This window comes from Diaphorobacter sp. JS3050 (genome assembly GCF_013154915.1).
Lineage (GTDB): Bacteria > Pseudomonadota > Gammaproteobacteria > Burkholderiales > Burkholderiaceae_C > Diaphorobacter > Diaphorobacter nitroreducens.
Map to the genome: position 1 here is coordinate 1664499 of NZ_CP053553.1, position 16493 is coordinate 1680991.

The following is a 16493-nucleotide window of genomic DNA, read 5'->3' on the forward strand; positions in this document are numbered from 1 at the left end:
ATGACCCGCAAGTATTTCGGCACCGATGGCATCCGCGGCACGGTGGGGCAGTCGCCCATCACCCCCGACTTCGCGCTGCGCTTGGCACATGCGGTAGGGCGCGTGCTGCGCCGCACGCAGGAGCGTCCCACGGTGCTCATCGGCAAGGACACGCGCATCTCCGGCTACATGCTGGAAAGCGCGCTGGAATCGGGCTTCAACTCGGCGGGTGTGGATGTCGTGCTGCTGGGGCCGCTGCCCACGCCGGGCGTGGCCTACCTCACGCGTGCCCAGCGTGCGAGCCTGGGCGTGGTCATCAGCGCCAGCCACAATCCATACCCCGACAACGGCATCAAGTTCTTCAGTGCGCAAGGCACCAAGCTGCCCGACGCATGGGAAGAAGAGGTGGAAGCCGCCCTGGAGCAACCGCCCGTGTGGGCCGATTCCGCATCGCTGGGCAAGACGCGACGGCTGGATGACGCCGCCGGCCGTTACATCGAATTCTGCAAGAGCACTTTTGCCAACGACCTCACCCTGCGGGGCCTGAAGATCGTCGTGGATGCCGCACATGGCGCGGCTTATCACATCGCGCCCAAGGTGTTCCATGAACTGGGGGCCGAGGTCCTGGCGATCGGGTGCGCGCCCGATGGGCTCAACATCAACCATCAGGTGGGCGCCACGCATCCGGACGCGCTGGTGCGAGCCGTGCGTGCCAACCATGCTGACTACGGCATTGCGCTGGACGGCGACGCGGACCGCGTGCAAATGGTGGATGCGGCGGGGCGGCTTTTCAACGGTGACGAACTGCTCTACGTGATGGTCGCCGCCCGGCTGGCGCGCGACGAGCATGTGCCCGGCGTAGTCGGCACCTTGATGACCAACATGGCCGTGGAAGAAGCCCTGCAGCGGCGCGGCGTGAAATTCATGCGCGCCAAGGTAGGGGACCGCTATGTGCTGGAAGAACTCCAGCGCCAGCATTGGCTGTTGGGCGGGGAGGGCTCGGGCCACCTGCTCGCGCTGGACCGGCACACCACGGGCGATGGCCTGATCAGCGCGTTGCAGGTGTTGCAGGCGTGCGTGCGCAGCGGCAAAACGCTGGCACAGCTGCTCGCGGACGTACCGTTGTTTCCTCAGGTGTTGCTCAATGTGCGCTTGAACCCGGGACAGGACTGGAAAACCAACCCTGTGCTCGCGGATGCCATCCGCGACGCAGAGGCCGAATTGGGCGCCCATGGCCGCGTGCTGGTACGCGCCAGCGGCACGGAGCCACTGTTGCGCGTGATGGTGGAGGCACGTGAGGCCGAGCAGGCGAACCGCTGCGCACAACGCATGGCAGACGCGGCGCGTGCGGGCTGATTTGCTATTGTTAGTGTAGCTGCTTGCGCTTGATAGACGGGCGCTACAGGCACTTTTGAGTGTTCAATCAGGCAGGGCGCTGCAGCAGATACTGTTGCAGATGCGGGGCCCCCAGGGGCCGGCTGAAATAGAAACCCTGGGCTTCATCACAGCCCTGTTCGCGCAGGAACGTCAGCTGATGGGCGGTTTCTACCCCCTCGGCCGTGGTGCGCATGCCCAGCGCCTGCGCCATGCGGATGATGGCGCTGACGATGGCGCGGTCGTTGCCGTCATGGTCCAGGTCGCGCACGAAGGACTGGTCGATCTTCAGCCGGTAGATCTGGAATCGCTTGAGATGGCTCAGCGACGAATAGCCGGTACCAAAGTCATCCATCGACAGGCGCACGCCTTTGGCGTGGAGCTGGTCCATCGTCGCGATCGCGGCGTGGGGGTCCGCGACGGCCACGTTCTCGGTCAGTTCCAGCTCCAGCAGGTGGGGCTGCACTCCGTACTCGGCGAGGAGCCGGTCCACCAGCTCCAGCAACTGCGGCTGGCGGAACTGCACGGCGGACAGATTCACTGCCATCGTCAGGGCCGGAAGTCCCTGGCTATGCCAGGTGCGCAACTGCGCCAGCGCCGTGCGCAGCACCCACTCGCCAATGGGCAGGATTTGCCCAGTGTCTTCTGCCACCGGAATGAATTCTGCCGGCGATACCGCACCCAGCTCTGGGTGATGCCAGCGCAGCAGCGCCTCCACGCCGCAGACTCGGCCCGTCGCGATGGACACCTGGGGTTGGTAATGCAGCGACAACTGGTTGCGCTCCAGAGCCCGCCGCAGCGCGTTGGTCAACTGCAGCGCTCGGGCCGACTGCGCCTGCATCGTGGGCGTGAAGAACCGGAAGCTGTTGCGTCCGTCCGCCTTGGCGCGGTACATCGCGGTATCGGCCGACTGGATCAGGGTCTCGAAATCGCTCCCATGCTCAGGAAAGAGCGCAATCCCCATGGACAGGGCCAGCGACAATTCATGGTGCTGGATATGCACCGGCTGCAGGGCTGCTTCCTGCATCTTGGCCGCAACCCGGGCGGCGCCTTGCGCGTTGGCGCCGGGTAGCAGGAGCACGAACTCGTCACCCCCTAGGCGCGCCACGGTGTCCCTTTGCCGCACCGTGGTGCGCAGGCGCTGTGCGATTTCCACCAACAGTGCATCGCCGATGCGATGGCCCAGCGAGTCGTTCACGTGCTTGAAGTTGTCCAAGTCCAGGAACATCACGGCCAGGGGCGCACCGGACTCTTGCGCGTGGCGGATCGCGTCCTGGCCGCGCTCGGCCAGAAGGACGCGGTTGGGCAGTTCGGTGAGCGCGTCGTAGTGCGCCATCCAGTAGATACGTTCCTGGTCGCGTTGACGGTCCTGGATCTCGCGGTGCAGGTTGCCCACTGTCTCCTGCAACTCGCGCGTGCGGTCGCGCACTTGCTGCTCCAGTGCGCCATGCATGCCCGCGAGCTGCCTCTGAATGCGCAATCGCTCGCTCACATCCATCACGATCCAGATGGAGCCCTGCGCGACATTCGACGGATCGACGGCCTTGCTGCGTACCTCACATTCAATGGCGCGCCCATCGCGGGTGCGCAAGACCATCTGGCCTTCGAAGGCCTGTCCCTGCACCAGCGGCGCATAGCAGCGCACCCCGGCCTCGTGCCAGTCTTCGTCGCTCAAATACCACCGCCGCGACGAGGACCCTGCCAGTTCGCCCGGGCCGTACCCCAGGATCTGCTCGAAATGGCGGTTGCACCGTGTCATGCGCCGCTCTTGCAGGAAGACGATGCCCACCATGGCACTGTCGAACAGCACCTGCTTTTCCCACAAGGCCGCCTGCAACTGCGCCTGAGCACGCTTTTGCTCGTCGATGTCGTCGATGATCCAGATGGACCCTTCGCGGCTGTCCCGGGGGTTGATCAATCGCCCGGTGAGGTGCGCCCAGAACAGTTGGCCGTCGCAGCGTTTCAGCTGGCGCTCCGTGCGATACGCCTGACCGCGCGCGAGGGTCGGATAAGCGGCGCGGCCGAGTTCGCGGAACGCTCCCCGGCTTGGATGCAGGGCTTCGCTGCTTCGGCCAATCGCGTCTTCGGGCGAGGGTAGCCCGAAGATCTCGGCGCAGCGCTGGTTGCACCGCACCAAAGCGCGGTTGCGAATGAACACGATCCCGACACCCGCGCTGTCCAGCAAGGTCTGCTGTTCCCGCAGGACGCGCTGCATCGCCCCGGGAGAAACCTGCCCTGGGTCCTGCGCCAGGGCGGTGGACGGGTGCGACATGGACCAGCAGTCCGAAGATGGTGACGTTGGAAATCCTGATTTGTAGCAAATTGTATTAGCGGCGGGACGTTTTCGGCCATCTCTTTTTGGCAGGGTTCGTCCCATGACACAAAGTCGCCACGAAGGCGACACCGCGCCGTCACGGGCCGTATGCACAGTCATGTCCAAGGAATGCGGTGCTCCGGCCTCTTCGGGCAGGCACGCGTGGTCCTTGCGACATCAGGAGTGCCAATGAGCGACTTGCCGAACCCCACCATGCCCTTGAGCCCCGTGACCCTTCCCAGGGGGTCACTTCACCGCCCACGCAGCACGGAAGGTGTGGGCCACGGTGCAGCGTCGCACGGCGGTGTGGAGGTGGCCTGGGCGCGGCATCTCGATGAAGTCCGTGAAGCGCAGCGGTTGAGATTCGATGTCTTCGCTTCGGAAATGGGCGCACGTCTGCAGACCGCGCTGCCCGGCCATGATGTGGACCTCTTTGACGACTACTGTGAGCATCTGCTGGTGCGCGACACGCAGTCGCGGCAAGTGATCGGCACCTACCGGGTCTTGACGCCTGCGCAGGCCCAGCGCGTGGGCAGCACGTATAGCGATACCGAGTTCGACCTGACGCGCCTGCGCGGCCTGCGTGAGCGCATGGTGGAACTGGGCCGCAGTTGCGTTCACCCCGACCATCGCCATGGCGGCGTCATTCTTGCGCTGTGGGGCGCACTGGCGGACTTCATGGCCCGCAACCGGCTGGACACGATGATCGGCTGCGCCAGCATCCCGATGCTGCACGGCGGCATTGTCACGGGCGACGTGGCCGCCAGCATCTGGCACCAATTGCGCCAGACGCATCTCGCGCCCATCGAATACCATGTCTTGCCCCGCTTGCCGCTGCCTGTCGAGCACCTGGACAGCAGCATGGATGTGGAGCCGCCAGCGTTGATCAAGGGCTATTTGCGCCTGGGTGCCAAGATTCTGGGAGCGCCTGCCTGGGACCCGGATTTCAACACGGCCGACCTGCCCATGCTGATGCGCCTGGTGGATCTGCCCCCTCGCTACCGGAAGCACTTCCTGGGACATTGACGAGTACGCCTTCGGAAAGGTATCCCGAGCAACGCATGACAGAAACAAGTCAATGTCATGAATTTGTCATTGGCATGGCGAATACTGGCAGTCACTTCTTCTTCTGTGTGCTCCCATGTCCTCTTCCGTGACTCCGTCCGCTGTCTCTCGCCAGATCGACGAGGAACCGGATACCGGCGTGGAAAAGAAGGGGGCCGCCGCCGCTCTGCCGGTTCCCGTGGGTGGCGTGCCGTTGCTGGACCGTGACCACAGCATTCTTGCTTTCAATGAACGGGTGCTGGACTGGGCGATGCGGGAAGACGTGCCGCTGCTGGAGCGGCTGCGCTACCTGTGCATCGTTTCTTCCAACCTTGACGAGTTCTTCGAAGTACGTGCCGCTGCCCATCTTGCCGCGGCGGACGGTGGTGAAGCCAAGCAAGGCTACAGCCTGCATTCGTTTGAGGCGCTGGCACGCAAAGCCCACGATCTGGTCGAGCGGCAATACGCCCTGTACAACCATTCGCTGATTCCCGCGTTTGCCGCGCAGGGCATACGCATGGTCTCGCATGGCGAGCGCACGGCGGCGCAGCGGCGGTGGGTGCGTGAGTATTTCCAGCGCGATGTGCGCCCGCTGCTCATTCCGGTGGGGTTGGATCCGGCGCACCCATTTCCCCAAGTGGCGAACAAATCCCTGAACTTCATCGTGCGCCTGCGCGGCAGCGATGCCTTCGGGCGTGAAAACGAGATCGCCATTGTCAAGGTGCCGCGCGTATTGCCGCGCATCATGCGCCTGCCCGCACATGTGGCGCCCACGGGCATGCAGTTCGTCAGCCTCTCCAGCATCATCCGCACGCACCTGGTGGACCTGTTTCCGGGCCGCGAGGTGTACGAATTTTCGCAGTTCCGCGTCACCCGTCACTCGGACCTCGCTGTGGATGAGGAAGACGTGCGCAACCTGCGCACCGCCCTGCGGCAGGGACTGCAGCAGCGGCACTTCGGTCAAGCGGTGCGCCTGGAGGTGTCTTCCGGTTGCTCGCGATTCCTGGCCGAATTCCTGCAATCCCAGTTCGCTCTGCCTGCCGCGGCGCTGTACCGGGTGCATGGCCCTGTCAACCTGGTGCGGTTGGTGCAGATGGTGGAACTGATTAATGTGCCAGCCTTGCTGTTCCCTCCGTGGCGCCCGGCATGGCCAGTGCAGTTGCCGCGCTCCAGCTCCATCATGGCGGAGCTGCGCCGCAGAGACCTGCTCATCCACCAGCCTTTCGAGAGTTTTGACGGAGTGCTGGCATTCCTGCGCGAAGCGGTCAACGATCCGCAGGTGCTGGCCATCAAGCAGACCATCTATCGCACGGGCTCGGATTCGGAACTCATGGAGCTCCTGCGTGAGGCGGTGCGTCGCGGCAAGGAAGTGACGGCAGTCGTGGAACTGAAGGCACGCTTTGACGAGGAGGCCAACATCAACTGGGCCGAAGCGCTGGAGTCCATCGGCGCGCAGGTGGTGTATGGCGTCGTGGGCTTGAAGACCCATGCCAAGATGCTCTTGGTGACGCGCCGCGAAGGAGGGCGCCTGCGGCGCTACGGGCACCTGTCCACTGGCAATTACAACCCACGCACGGCCCGGCTCTATACCGATCTAAGCTATCTGACGGCGGATGCGGACCTGACGGCGGACATGGATCTCGTCTTTGACCATCTGGCCAATCAGAACCGGCTGCCACCGCTGAAGCAGTTGGTCATGGCGCCCTTCGACCTGCACTCGTTTCTGTTGGAGCAAATCGAGCAGGCAGGGCTGGCGGCTGAGCGCGGCGAGGGCGGCCGCATCGTCGCCAAGAGCGGTACGCGGGAAGACCTTTACCTGTCCAGCGCCGATTGGATGAACCGCAACATGCTGCGCCGCGTGGAACTGGCGTGGCCGGTGACGGACAAGAAGCTGCGCCAGCGCATCATTGACGAATGCCTTGTGGCCTACCTGCACGACAACCGTGATGCGTGGAGCCTGGAGAGCGATGGCAGTTATTCCCGCGCGCCGCATGTGCTGGATGGCGCGGGAGCCCAAAATGCCCTGATGGCGCGCTACGCCCCCGTAGCTGCGCCCATGCCCCGGAAAGAAAGCGCATGACGGATCTCATACTTTGGCGCCATGCCGAGGCGGAAAATGCCGGTGAGAACGAAGACGACCTGGACCGGCCGCTGACGCAGCGTGGCGAAAAACAGGCGGCACGCATGGCGGTGTGGCTCGATCGCCAACTGCCCGACGGATTGCGCGTGCTTGCCAGCCCCGCACGGCGCACTGAGCAGACCGCAAAAGCACTGGGCCGCAAATACAAGCTGCGTGCAGAACTGTTGCCCGGCGGACAACCCGATGAGCTACTCGAACTGGCCCAGTGGCCGCGTTCGCGGGGGGCCGTGCTGGTAGTGGGCCATCAGCCGATGCTGGGGCAAACGGTGGCGCGGCTCCTGGGCTTGCGTGCCGATGAATGTTCCATCCGCAAGGGAGCCGTATGGTGGCTGCGCCATCGGCAACGACAGGATGCCAGCGAGACCATCCTGCTTGCGGTGCAATCGCCCGAATTCCTGTAGCTGGAGCGCAGGACAGGGCAGGCGATCTTCCAACCTGCCTTGCAAAGCAGACTATTTCTTGTCCGACTTAGGGCGCCCGGTCTTGATGGCGGGTATGGACTGCATTGCCTTTTGCAGGGTGGCATCGTCCAGTTGCGACAATACCTTGAGGCCGGCCCGCAGTAACTCGCTCTTCTTGGCAGGCGTCGACAAGCGGGCCGTGCGTTCCTTCAGCGTTTCGATGACGGCGTACTCGTCCTTCGGGATGGTGAAGCTATCGCGCACCAGCTTGGGCTTCTTGGCCTTCATGTCTTTTTCTTTGTCGGCCACAGATGGTGCTGCCTTGGTGGCCGCCTTGAGGGGCGCTTTTACGTGTGCCCTGGAAGGCTTTGCCGGCGACCTCTTCGGCGAAGCCGCTGGCGCTTCTGTTGCCAGATCTTTTGCCGGAGCTGGAGCTGGGGCCTGCGCGGCCGGGGCCGCTGTGTCGGTAGCGGGAGTTCGTGCCATATACCTTGCCTGACTGAAAAACGATATAAACAGTTTATATCGTTTTATGTTGCGGCGCCATCAGATCAAGAAAGCTCGGTCACGAATTCCCATGGCGTTTTTTGCCATGCATCGGATTCTTCCCGCAGCAGGTGCGCAGACTGCGGATAGGCCGCTGCCCAGCCGGTGCGCGACTGCACGGTACAGCGGCGGCCTTCCACCTGCAGATGGATACCTTCTACGTCTGGAGGGCGCCGCGCGTGGCAGAGGGCCACTGCTGCGCGCAGGCACATGAGCTGCAAGGCAAAGACCGGATCGGCGAGATTCGCGGCTTCCAGCTTGCGCACCTTCCCCCGGTGGCCCAGCACCAGGAGCCCCAGATGGTGCAGTTCGGGCAAGGCAAAGCCGGCTGCATCCGTATGGTCCAGGATGTAGGCGCCGTGATGGTGGTAGTCGCTGTGTGAAATGCGGCATCCGATCTCGTGCAGGCAGGCGGCCCAGCCGAGCTTGCGGGCGGCACGTTCGCTGCCTTGCGGGGAAGCCTCGCGGAACAGGCGGCAGGCCAGTTCGGCAACGCGCTCGGCATGGGCGTGGTCCACTGTAAAACGATGCATGAGCGAGCGCACGGTAGCTGAGCGCAAATCCGTTTCGGGCTGGTCGCGGTCCAGAAGATCGTAGAGGGCACCTTGGCGCAGGGCGCCTTGGGCCACGGTCATGCGTTCGATATCCAGCAGATCAAAGATCGCACGCACGATGCTGACGCCCCCTCCAATCACCGCCTTGCGGTCGTCCTTGAGGCCGTCCAGTCGCAGGCGGTCTACATGGCGCGCACGCATCAGCTGGTCCTGCAGCCAGTCGAGGCCCTCCCGGCGGATCACACCCTCCTCACCGCCAGCGGCAGCAAGGATGGAGCCAACGGCCCCGACGGTGCCTGATGAGCCATAGGCCACATCCCACGTCTGGCGCCGGTAACTGTCCATCGCCTCGTCCAGCACGGCCTTGGCGGCGATCTCAGCGGCTTCGAAAGCGTGGCGCGTGAAGGAACCGTCAGCGAAGTAGCGGGCAGACCAAGCCACGCTGCCCACGCGGTAGGACGCCACGGTACCTGGCGTGAACTGCTGCCCCAGAATCAATTCCGTCGAGCGACCGCCGATGTCCACGACCAGGCGCTTTTCGTCGGATTGCGGCAGCAGTCTTGCCACGCCCTGGTAGATGAGCCGCGCCTCTTCAGGCCCGGATACGACGTCGATGGGAAAGCCCAGAATCCGGCTTCCTCGGGTAATGAATTCTTCCCGGTTGCGTGCCTCGCGCAAGGTTTGCGTCGCCACCGCACGGACATGAGCGGCTGGAAAACCCGCAAGCCGCTCTGCAAACCGGGCAAGGCAATCCCAGCCACGCTGCATGGCGTCCTGCGTGAGGTTGCGGTCCTCATCGAGACCGCCGCCCTGGCGAACGGTTTCTTTCAGGTATTCGACACGGCGGATCTGCCCGTGTTCGAGGCAGCCGATTTCCAGGCGAAAGCTATTGGAGCCCAGATCCACGGCTGCCAGCAGTATTCCATCTTGCATGGGGATGCACGCTGTGCGCAGGTTTTCCAGCGGTGCAGCATAGCATCGGCGCCGGGGAGAAAACGACTGCAGGGCGGCCACGTCTCATCCCACGATGCGTCCGTCGGCCGTGAGCATGCTTTGTGTGACGTGGGCATTGGCCAGGCGTCTGTCTTCGTAGGCCACCAGGTAGCCGCCGACCTGGATTTCCACGCGTTTACGCAACGCGGCGAGAACGCTGGCGCGTGTGACCGGCCCGGCCACCGACTGCAGCACCTCTGCGGTATACCGTGCGGCGATGAAGCCCGCCAGCCCCTGGGGCGAGGGGGGCTCGTCGTAGAGCTTGGCCATGACCTCGCGGTAGTTGCGCACGATGGACATGCCGTGCGACACCAAGGGAACCGGCTGCGTGGCGATGACGGAAATGCCGCGCGGAATGCCACCCAACTGCGCCAGCACCTGCAGATTCGCATCGGCAAGGGCCACTACATAGCATTGCCGGCCCTGGGGCAGGGTCAGGTGTCTTACATATTCGTGAAGCTCCGGAGTGCCCCCGATGAACAGCACGATGGCAGGGGGAATTCCGCGTTGCTCCTGGGGCGAGAGGGGCTGGATGCGCAACCCCATGGCCTTGCCCACTTCGGTGACCAGACCCTGCAACTGCTGCTGGAGTGTCGCATTGGCGTAGACCGCACCTGCCTGTTGCACTCCCATGACCGCGAGAGAGCGAATGGCATGGGTCATCTGGGCACGGTAATTGGGAAAGATGGGAAAGACGGTGTCGCTGTCGTCCTTCCATTGCCGCAGGAGCCAGGGTGCCAGGTGGGCCAGTGCGGCCTCGCCCGTCTGAAGGGTGGCGATGGCGGCCGCCGTGCTGTCCCCCACGCACCCGGACAATGCCACACACGCGGCGTTGTCGTATGCCGCCTTCCAGGCCGTGCGAACTGCGGCAGCCGACCCGTCGGTCTCCACCACCACATGCTGGACGGAGCGGCCGCGAATGCCGCCGCCACGAGCGTTCAGGTCCGTCCATGCAGCCCGGGACCCGATCAGGAAGTCACGGCTGACGTCCTGGTTCTGTGGCGACAGATCCACGATCTGTGTGACTGCGAGAGCGCGTGGCTCCTGCGCCCGCGCCACGGGCGCATATGCCGCTGCGCCGATGGCGCAGGCAGCGCCCGCCGCCTTCAACAGGGCGCGCCGCTGCAATCGCAGGCTGCAAGAAAGGGGAGGATGCATGGTCTGGAAGGACAGGTTGGCGTGGAGCGGCTTACTTCTTGCGGGGAGGCACCAGCACGCGATCAATCACGTGCACGACACCGTTGCCCGCCTTCAGGTCGGCCTGTTCCACCAGGGCGTCCTCCACGGTCACAAAGTCTGCGGCGCGTGCCAGAGCAATGTCCGAGCCCTGCAGGGTCTTCAGCTTGCCGGCCTTGGCGCTTGCGGTGACGTGTGCCGGCACGATGTGATAGCTCAGCACGGCCTTCAGCTGTTCCTTGTCGTTCTTGAGGGCGTCGCGCGTCTTCGCAGGAAGCGCCTGGAAGGCTGCATCGCTGGGGGCGAAAACCGTGTAGGGGCCGGAGCCGTTCAGCGTGGCTGCCATGCCTGCGTCGGCGACCAATTGGTTGAAGGTGCTGAGGTTCTTGGTCTTGGCAACCACGCCGCCCACCGTGTTAGGGGCAGACGCGGGGGTAGAGCAGGCGCCCAGGGTCGCGACGATCGCGAGGGCCAGGGTGGTTTGAAGAGTCAGGCGACGGAACATGTGGTTCTCCCGAAGAGGTGTGTTTGTTACCGACTGTTGTCGGTGGCGGGAGCGTACGTTCCCCGTGCGACAGTTCCGTGACAAGGAAGTGGGGCAGCGCTGCGGACGGTGTATGACGGTCAAGAATGAATGTCACGGTGATGTCACAAACGGCTTCTAGAGTCGCGGCATTGAGTTTTTTCAACCAAGAGGTCTCTTCCATGAAACTCTCCGCGATTCGCGTTCTGGTGTCTGGTGTTGTGGCAATGGGCGCGTTTTCTGGCGCCTGGGCACAGCAGGAAGCAACGGGCGCTGGCGCCAGCTTCCCTGCACCCCTGTATTCCAAGTGGGCGGCCGACTACAACAAGGCCACGGGCGTCAAGATCAACTACCAGTCTGTCGGCTCGGGCGCCGGTCTGCGTCAGATCGAGGCCAAGACGGTTGATTTCGGCGCTTCCGATGCGCCCCTGAAAGACGAAGAACTGGCCAAGAAGGGGCTCGTGCAGTTCCCTACCGTGATCGGCGGTATCGTTCCCGTGGTGAACATCAAGGGTATTCAGCCCGGCCAACTCAAGCTCAACGGTCAACTGCTCGGCGACATCTATCTGGGCAAGATCACCAAGTGGAACGACGAAGCCATCAAGGCCTTGAACCCGGGCCTGAACCTGCCTGATGCCGCCATCGCCCCGGTGCGCCGTGCCGATGGCTCCGGCACCACCTTCGGTTTCACCAACTACCTGAGCAAGGTGAACGCCGAGTGGAAGGCCAAGGTGGGCGAAGGCACTGCCGTGAACTGGCCCACCGGCGCGGGCGGCAAGGGCAACGAAGGCGTGGCCGCGTTCGTGGGACGCCTGCCCAACTCCATCGGCTACGTGGAGTACGCCTACGTGAAGCAAAACAAGCTGACGTTCGCGCAGATGCAGAACAGCGCTGGCAACTTCGTGTCGCCTGATGAGGCCACCTTCAAGGCCGCCGCCGCGGGTGCGGAGTGGACCAAGAGCTTCTACCAGATCCTGACGAACCAGCCCGGCAAGGATGCATGGCCGCTCACCTCCGCCACCTTCATCCTGATGCAGAAGTCGCAGGACAAGCCGGTGCAGGCTGCTACGGTACTGAAGTTCTTCGAGTGGGCATACAAGTCGGGCGACAAGACCGCATCCGATCTGGACTATGTGCCCATGCCGGAAAATGTGAAGGCCGTGATCATGAAGTCGTGGGGCGAGATCAAGGACACTTCGGGCAAATCCATCGCCCTGAAGTAAGCTGAGACGGTGGTCCGCCCTCCCGGGTGGGCCACCGGTTCCCCTGTTTTACAAGGCAATCAGACGTGTCCAGTACCATGCCCGTCCACGAGGCCCCGCCGCTTGATGCGGCTGTTGGCGCATCCAGGGGTTCACCCCCGCCCCGTACCACCCTGTTTTCCGGCGTGATTGCCGATCGCATCTTCGGCTGGTTGGCGCGCGGCGCGGCCGTGCTGACCCTGGCGCTTTTGCTGGGCATCATGGCGTCGCTCGTGCACGGTGCCTGGCCATCGATCCAGCAGTACGGCCTGGGCTTCCTGACGAGCAGCGTCTGGGATCCCGTGCAGAACGAGTACGGCGGCCTGGTGATGGTCTATGGCACCCTGACGACCTCCATCATCGCGCTGTTGATCGCCGTGCCGGTCAGTTTCGGCATTGCGCTGTTTCTGACGGAGCTTTCCCCTGCATGGCTCAAGCGTCCTCTGGGAACGGCCATCGAACTGCTGGCGGCTGTGCCTTCGATCGTCTACGGCATGTGGGGCCTGATGGTGTTTGGCCCCATTCTTGCCACTTATGTGCAGCAGCCGCTGCAGTCGCTGTTCCACGGCGTGCCTTACCTTGGCGCGCTGGTGTCGGGGCCGCCCGTGGGTATCGGCATTCTGTCGGCCGGCATCATCCTGGCCATCATGATCATCCCCTTCATCGCGTCGGTCATGCGCGATGTGTTTGAGGTCACTCCCGCGCTGCTCAAGGAGTCCGCCTACGGCCTGGGTTCCACCACCTGGGAGGTGGTGTGGAAGGTGGTGCTGCCCTATACCAAGTCCGGTGTCCTGGGCGGCATCATGCTGGGGCTGGGCCGTGCGCTGGGCGAGACCATGGCCGTCACCTTCGTGATCGGCAATATGAACCAGCTGAATTCACTGTCCGTGTTCGAGGCGGCCAACAGCATCACCTCCGCGCTGGCCAACGAATTTGCCGAAGCCGGCGAGGGCCTGCACCAGGCGTCGTTGATTTATCTGGGACTGGTGCTCTTCTTCATCACCTTCGTGGTGCTGGCCTTGTCCAAGCTGCTGCTGGCGCGCCTCAAGAAGAACGAAGGGGCCCGCGCATGAGCACGTCGCAGAAACTCATCTCCGCGGCCGAGCTGGCCCAGGTGCGCCAGGCGCGCTATGCGTCGCGCAAGCGCCTGAACCAGATCGCATTGACGCTGTCGCTTCTGGCCATGGCGTTTGGCGTGTTCTGGCTGGTCTGGATCCTGTGGGAAACCATCCGGCTGGGCGTGGGCGGGCTGAGCGTGGCGCTGTTCACGCAGATGACGCCCCCGCCCAACGAAGCCGGTGGTATCGCGAACGCGATCTTCGGTTCCTTCGTCATGGTGCTGCTGGCGACGTTCGTGGGCACGCCCATCGGCATCATGGCGGGCGTCTACCTTGCGGAATACGACGCACGCGGCTGGCTGGCATCCACGACGCGCTTTGTGAACGACATCCTCCTGTCCGCACCCAGCATCGTGATCGGCTTGTTTGTTTATGCCGTGGTGGTCGCCCAGTTCAAGAGCTTCTCGGCCTACGCCGGGATCATGGCCTTGGCGCTCATCGTCATCCCCGTGGTGATCCGCACCACCGAAAACATGCTGATCCTCGTTCCGGCCAGTCTGCGCGAGGCGGCCTACGCGTTGGGCACGCCCAAATGGAAGGTCATCACCATGGTGACGCTGCGCGCGGCCCGCGCCGGCGTGATCACCGGCATATTGCTGGCGGTGGCACGCATCGCAGGCGAGACGGCGCCCCTGCTGTTCACTGCACTGAACAACCAGTTCTGGAATGGCGACCTGTCCAAGCCCATGGCCAGTTTGCCGGTGACCATCTTCAAGTTCGCCATGAGCCCCTATGAGAACTGGCAGCAGCTCGCCTGGGCTGGCGTGTTCCTCATCACCCTTGCGGTGCTGGGCCTGAACATCCTGGCCCGCGTGGTCACGCGCCAAAAGTAACTATTGCCTCCGGAAGACATTCATGCCCTCCACCAAGACCTCCGCGCCCGTGCAATCCAAGATCACGGTCCGTGACCTGAACTTCTATTACGGGAAGTTCCATGCCCTCAAGAGCATCAACCTCGACATTCCCGAGAAGAAGGTCACCGCCTTCATCGGGCCGTCGGGCTGCGGCAAATCCACGCTGCTGCGCACCTTCAACCGCATGTTCGAGTTGTATCCCGAGCAGCGCGCCGAGGGGCAGATCATCCTCGACGGCGAGAACCTGCTCACCAGCAAGCAGGACGTGGCGCTGATCCGCGCCAAGGTGGGCATGGTGTTCCAGAAGCCCACGCCGTTTCCCATGTCGATCTACGACAACATCGCCTTTGGCGTGAAGCTTTTCGAGAGCCTGAGCGCGAGCGACATGGACGACCGCGTGGAATGGGCGCTGCGCAAGGCGGCCTTGTGGAATGAGGTCAAGGACAAGCTGGACCAGAGCGGCGCGGGCCTGTCCGGCGGCCAGCAGCAGCGCCTGTGCATCGCACGCGGCATCGCCATCAAGCCGGAAGTGTTGTTGCTCGACGAGCCCTGCTCGGCGCTGGACCCCATCTCGACCGCCAAGATCGAGGAATTGATCGCTGAACTGAAGGACGACTACACCGTGGTCATCGTCACGCACAACATGCAGCAGGCGGCGCGCTGCAGTGACTACACCGCCTATATGTATTTGGGCGACCTGGTGGAGTTCGGGGACACAGAGCAGATGTTCTTCAAGCCGCAGCGCAAGGAGACAGAGGACTACATCACGGGCCGCTTCGGCTGATGGAGGTACGGGACATGGCAGACAAACATCTTTCTTCACAGTTCGACAGCGAACTGAACAACATTTCCTCCCGCGTCATGGAACTGGGCGGCCTGGTGGAGTCGCAGATTCGCCAGGCCATCTATGCGCTTTCCCACTTCAACCTGGAAGCCGTCGAACAGGTGGAGCAGTTGGAGCGCCGCGTGAACGCCATGGAGGTCGAGATCGACCATGAGCTGGCTTCCGTCATCGCGCGCCGCCAGCCCACCGCACGCGACCTGCGCCTGCTGATGGCCTTCTCCAAGGCCATCGCCAATCTGGAGCGCATGGGTGACGAGGCCACGCGCATGGCGCGCATGGTCAAGTCCATCATCGAAAGCGGGGCCGCCCGTTCGCTACCGTCCAGCGACCTGCGTGTGGCGGCCGACCTGGCTTCGGGGCTCCTGCGCAAGGCGCTGGATGCGTTTGCCCGCCTGGACACCAAGGCCGCTGTTGCCATCCTGAAGGAAGACGATCTCATCGACCGGGAGTTCGACGGTTTCGTGCGCAAGCTCATCACCTACATGATGGAAGACCCGCGCACCATCTCCGCCAGCCTGGACCTGCTGTTCCTGGCCAAGGCCATCGAGCGCATCGGCGACCATTCCAAGAACGTGGCCGAGCTGATCATCTATCTCGTCAAGGGCAAGGACGTGCGCCACACGGCGCTGGACGAGATCGAGTCGGCCGTGGCCTGAGAAAGGCGGTGAACCGATGAAGAAGCTTCCCCGGGTACTCATCGTCGAGGACGAGTCCCCCATCGCAGAATTGGTGGCCGTGAACCTGCGCCACAACGGCTTTCAGCCCATCTGGGCGGAAGACGGCGAGTCGGCGCAGCGCGAGCTGGACGCGGTGCTGCCCGATGTCATCTTGCTGGACTGGATGCTGCCGGGCCAAAGTGGCCTGCAACTGGCACGCAAGTGGCGTGCCGACAGCCGCACCAAGCAGATCCCGATCCTCATGCTGACGGCGCGCGGTGACGAGCCCGACAAGGTGGCCGGGCTGGATGCCGGCGCCGACGACTACATCACCAAGCCGTTTTCCACGCAGGAACTGCTGGCGCGCATCCGCGCCGTGCTGCGCCGGCGTGCGCCCGAGCAGGTCAGCGACAGCGTCTCTATTGGTGAACTGGTGCTGGATGCGGCCACGCATCGCGTCAGCTACCAGGGCCAGCAGCTCAAGGTCGGGCCGACAGAGTTCAAGCTGCTGCACTACCTGATGAAGCACCCGGAGCGCGTGCACAGCCGCGCGCAACTGCTCGACAAGATTTGGGGGGACCACGTCTTCATCGAGGAGCGCACGGTGGACGTTCACGTGAAGCGCCTTCGCGAAGCATTGGGTGTGGGCGGCGCCATGGTGGAGACCGTGCGTGGAGCGGGATACCGGCTCACCGCGCAGCCGCAGGCACTCATGCGGGCGTAACGGAGAGCGTGC

15 protein-coding genes are annotated in these 16493 nt (G+C 63.7%); 10 read left to right on the forward strand and 5 right to left on the reverse strand.

The window, feature by feature from the left end; all coding sequences use genetic code 11:
* On the forward strand, nucleotides 1-1335 hold the full coding sequence (gene glmM, locus HND92_RS08185; protein ID WP_123676411.1) for a phosphoglucosamine mutase: 1335 nt from the start codon (nucleotides 1-3) through the stop codon (nucleotides 1333-1335).
* Nucleotides 1336-1402: 67 nt separating this feature from the next.
* On the opposite strand, the gene HND92_RS08190 is transcribed toward glmM, so the two are convergent.
* Nucleotides 1403-3625: an EAL domain-containing protein gene (locus tag HND92_RS08190; RefSeq protein WP_172206701.1), complete on the reverse strand. Its 2223-nt coding sequence runs from the start codon at nucleotides 3623-3625 to the stop codon at nucleotides 1403-1405.
* A gap of 231 nt (nucleotides 3626-3856) precedes the next feature.
* On the opposite strand from HND92_RS08190, the gene HND92_RS08195 reads away from it, so the two are divergent.
* From HND92_RS08195 to HND92_RS08205, 3 genes are all read left to right on the forward strand, one after another.
* A complete protein-coding gene (locus tag HND92_RS08195) occupies nucleotides 3857-4693 on the forward strand; it encodes a GNAT family N-acetyltransferase (protein ID WP_172206702.1) in 837 nt (278 codons plus the stop codon).
* Between the two features lie 115 nt (nucleotides 4694-4808).
* On the forward strand, nucleotides 4809-6791 hold the full coding sequence (ppk1, locus tag HND92_RS08200; protein ID WP_172206703.1) for a polyphosphate kinase 1: 1983 nt from the start codon (nucleotides 4809-4811) through the stop codon (nucleotides 6789-6791).
* Entirely contained in the window at nucleotides 6788-7252 is a 465-nt protein-coding gene (locus HND92_RS08205; RefSeq protein ID WP_011805583.1) for a histidine phosphatase family protein, read from the forward strand. The genes ppk1 and HND92_RS08205 overlap by 4 nt, the downstream gene beginning before the upstream one ends.
* 51 nt (nucleotides 7253-7303) lie before the next feature.
* On the opposite strand, the gene HND92_RS19325 is transcribed toward HND92_RS08205, so the two are convergent.
* The 4 genes from HND92_RS19325 to HND92_RS08225 all read right to left on the reverse strand — a co-directional run bounded on the left by HND92_RS19325 (nucleotide 7304) and on the right by HND92_RS08225 (nucleotide 11026).
* Nucleotides 7304-7561 (reverse strand): hypothetical protein, encoded by a 258-nt coding sequence (locus HND92_RS19325; RefSeq protein ID WP_253940122.1) that lies wholly within the window; start codon nucleotides 7559-7561, stop codon nucleotides 7304-7306.
* 242 nt (nucleotides 7562-7803) lie between these two features.
* Nucleotides 7804-9285 (reverse strand): exopolyphosphatase, encoded by a 1482-nt coding sequence (locus HND92_RS08215; protein ID WP_172209208.1) that lies wholly within the window; start codon nucleotides 9283-9285, stop codon nucleotides 7804-7806.
* A gap of 84 nt (nucleotides 9286-9369) precedes the next feature.
* Nucleotides 9370-10503 carry an ABC transporter substrate-binding protein gene (locus tag HND92_RS08220; RefSeq protein ID WP_172206705.1) on the reverse strand — a complete coding sequence of 378 codons (1134 nt, stop codon included), beginning with the start codon at nucleotides 10501-10503 and terminating at the stop codon, nucleotides 9370-9372.
* A gap of 31 nt (nucleotides 10504-10534) precedes the next feature.
* Nucleotides 10535-11026 carry a fasciclin domain-containing protein gene (locus tag HND92_RS08225; protein ID WP_015913072.1) on the reverse strand — a complete coding sequence of 164 codons (492 nt, stop codon included), beginning with the start codon at nucleotides 11024-11026 and terminating at the stop codon, nucleotides 10535-10537.
* A gap of 200 nt (nucleotides 11027-11226) precedes the next feature.
* On the opposite strand from HND92_RS08225, the gene pstS reads away from it, so the two are divergent.
* The 6 genes from pstS (at nucleotide 11227) to phoB (ending at nucleotide 16481) form a co-directional block, all read left to right on the forward strand.
* The gene (pstS, locus tag HND92_RS08230; RefSeq protein ID WP_011805578.1) at nucleotides 11227-12267 is read left to right on the forward strand and encodes a phosphate ABC transporter substrate-binding protein PstS; all 1041 of its coding nucleotides are present in this window, start codon (nucleotides 11227-11229) and stop codon (nucleotides 12265-12267) included.
* 77 nt (nucleotides 12268-12344) lie between these two features.
* Entirely contained in the window at nucleotides 12345-13358 is a 1014-nt protein-coding gene (pstC, locus tag HND92_RS08235; protein WP_011805577.1) for a phosphate ABC transporter permease subunit PstC, read from the forward strand.
* Nucleotides 13355-14236: a phosphate ABC transporter permease PstA gene (pstA, locus tag HND92_RS08240; protein WP_011805576.1), complete on the forward strand. Its 882-nt coding sequence runs from the start codon at nucleotides 13355-13357 to the stop codon at nucleotides 14234-14236. The genes pstC and pstA overlap by 4 nt, the downstream gene beginning before the upstream one ends.
* A gap of 22 nt (nucleotides 14237-14258) precedes the next feature.
* The gene (pstB, locus tag HND92_RS08245) at nucleotides 14259-15041 is read left to right on the forward strand and encodes a phosphate ABC transporter ATP-binding protein PstB (RefSeq protein WP_011805575.1); all 783 of its coding nucleotides are present in this window, start codon (nucleotides 14259-14261) and stop codon (nucleotides 15039-15041) included.
* Nucleotides 15042-15055: 14 nt separating this feature from the next.
* Complete coding sequence (gene phoU / locus HND92_RS08250; protein WP_011805574.1) at nucleotides 15056-15757, forward strand: phosphate signaling complex protein PhoU; 702 nt, start codon at nucleotides 15056-15058, stop codon at nucleotides 15755-15757.
* 16 nt (nucleotides 15758-15773) lie between these two features.
* A complete protein-coding gene (gene phoB / locus HND92_RS08255) occupies nucleotides 15774-16481 on the forward strand; it encodes a phosphate regulon transcriptional regulator PhoB (protein ID WP_103737599.1) in 708 nt (235 codons plus the stop codon).
* The last annotated feature ends 12 nt before the right edge of the window (nucleotides 16482-16493 follow it).

What these genes read in the sequence shown, in the direction of transcription:
- glmM (WP_123676411.1), top strand. Translation starts at nt 1, where the DNA reads ATGACCCGCAAGTATTTCGGCACCGATGGCATCCGCGGCACGGTGGGG.
- HND92_RS08190 (WP_172206701.1), bottom strand. Translation starts at nt 3,625, where the DNA reads ATGTCGCACCCGTCCACCGCCCTGGCGCAGGACCCAGGGCAGGTTTCT.
- HND92_RS08195 (WP_172206702.1), top strand. Translation starts at nt 3,857, where the DNA reads ATGAGCGACTTGCCGAACCCCACCATGCCCTTGAGCCCCGTGACCCTT.
- ppk1 (WP_172206703.1), top strand. Translation starts at nt 4,809, where the DNA reads ATGTCCTCTTCCGTGACTCCGTCCGCTGTCTCTCGCCAGATCGACGAG.
- HND92_RS08205 (WP_011805583.1), top strand. Translation starts at nt 6,788, where the DNA reads ATGACGGATCTCATACTTTGGCGCCATGCCGAGGCGGAAAATGCCGGT.
- HND92_RS08215 (WP_172209208.1), bottom strand. Translation starts at nt 9,285, where the DNA reads ATGCAAGATGGAATACTGCTGGCAGCCGTGGATCTGGGCTCCAATAGC.
- HND92_RS08220 (WP_172206705.1), bottom strand. Translation starts at nt 10,503, where the DNA reads ATGCATCCTCCCCTTTCTTGCAGCCTGCGATTGCAGCGGCGCGCCCTG.
- HND92_RS08225 (WP_015913072.1), bottom strand. Translation starts at nt 11,026, where the DNA reads ATGTTCCGTCGCCTGACTCTTCAAACCACCCTGGCCCTCGCGATCGTC.
- pstS (WP_011805578.1), top strand. Translation starts at nt 11,227, where the DNA reads ATGAAACTCTCCGCGATTCGCGTTCTGGTGTCTGGTGTTGTGGCAATG.
- pstC (WP_011805577.1), top strand. Translation starts at nt 12,345, where the DNA reads ATGCCCGTCCACGAGGCCCCGCCGCTTGATGCGGCTGTTGGCGCATCC.
- pstA (WP_011805576.1), top strand. Translation starts at nt 13,355, where the DNA reads ATGAGCACGTCGCAGAAACTCATCTCCGCGGCCGAGCTGGCCCAGGTG.
- pstB (WP_011805575.1), top strand. Translation starts at nt 14,259, where the DNA reads ATGCCCTCCACCAAGACCTCCGCGCCCGTGCAATCCAAGATCACGGTC.
- phoU (WP_011805574.1), top strand. Translation starts at nt 15,056, where the DNA reads ATGGCAGACAAACATCTTTCTTCACAGTTCGACAGCGAACTGAACAAC.
- phoB (WP_103737599.1), top strand. Translation starts at nt 15,774, where the DNA reads ATGAAGAAGCTTCCCCGGGTACTCATCGTCGAGGACGAGTCCCCCATC.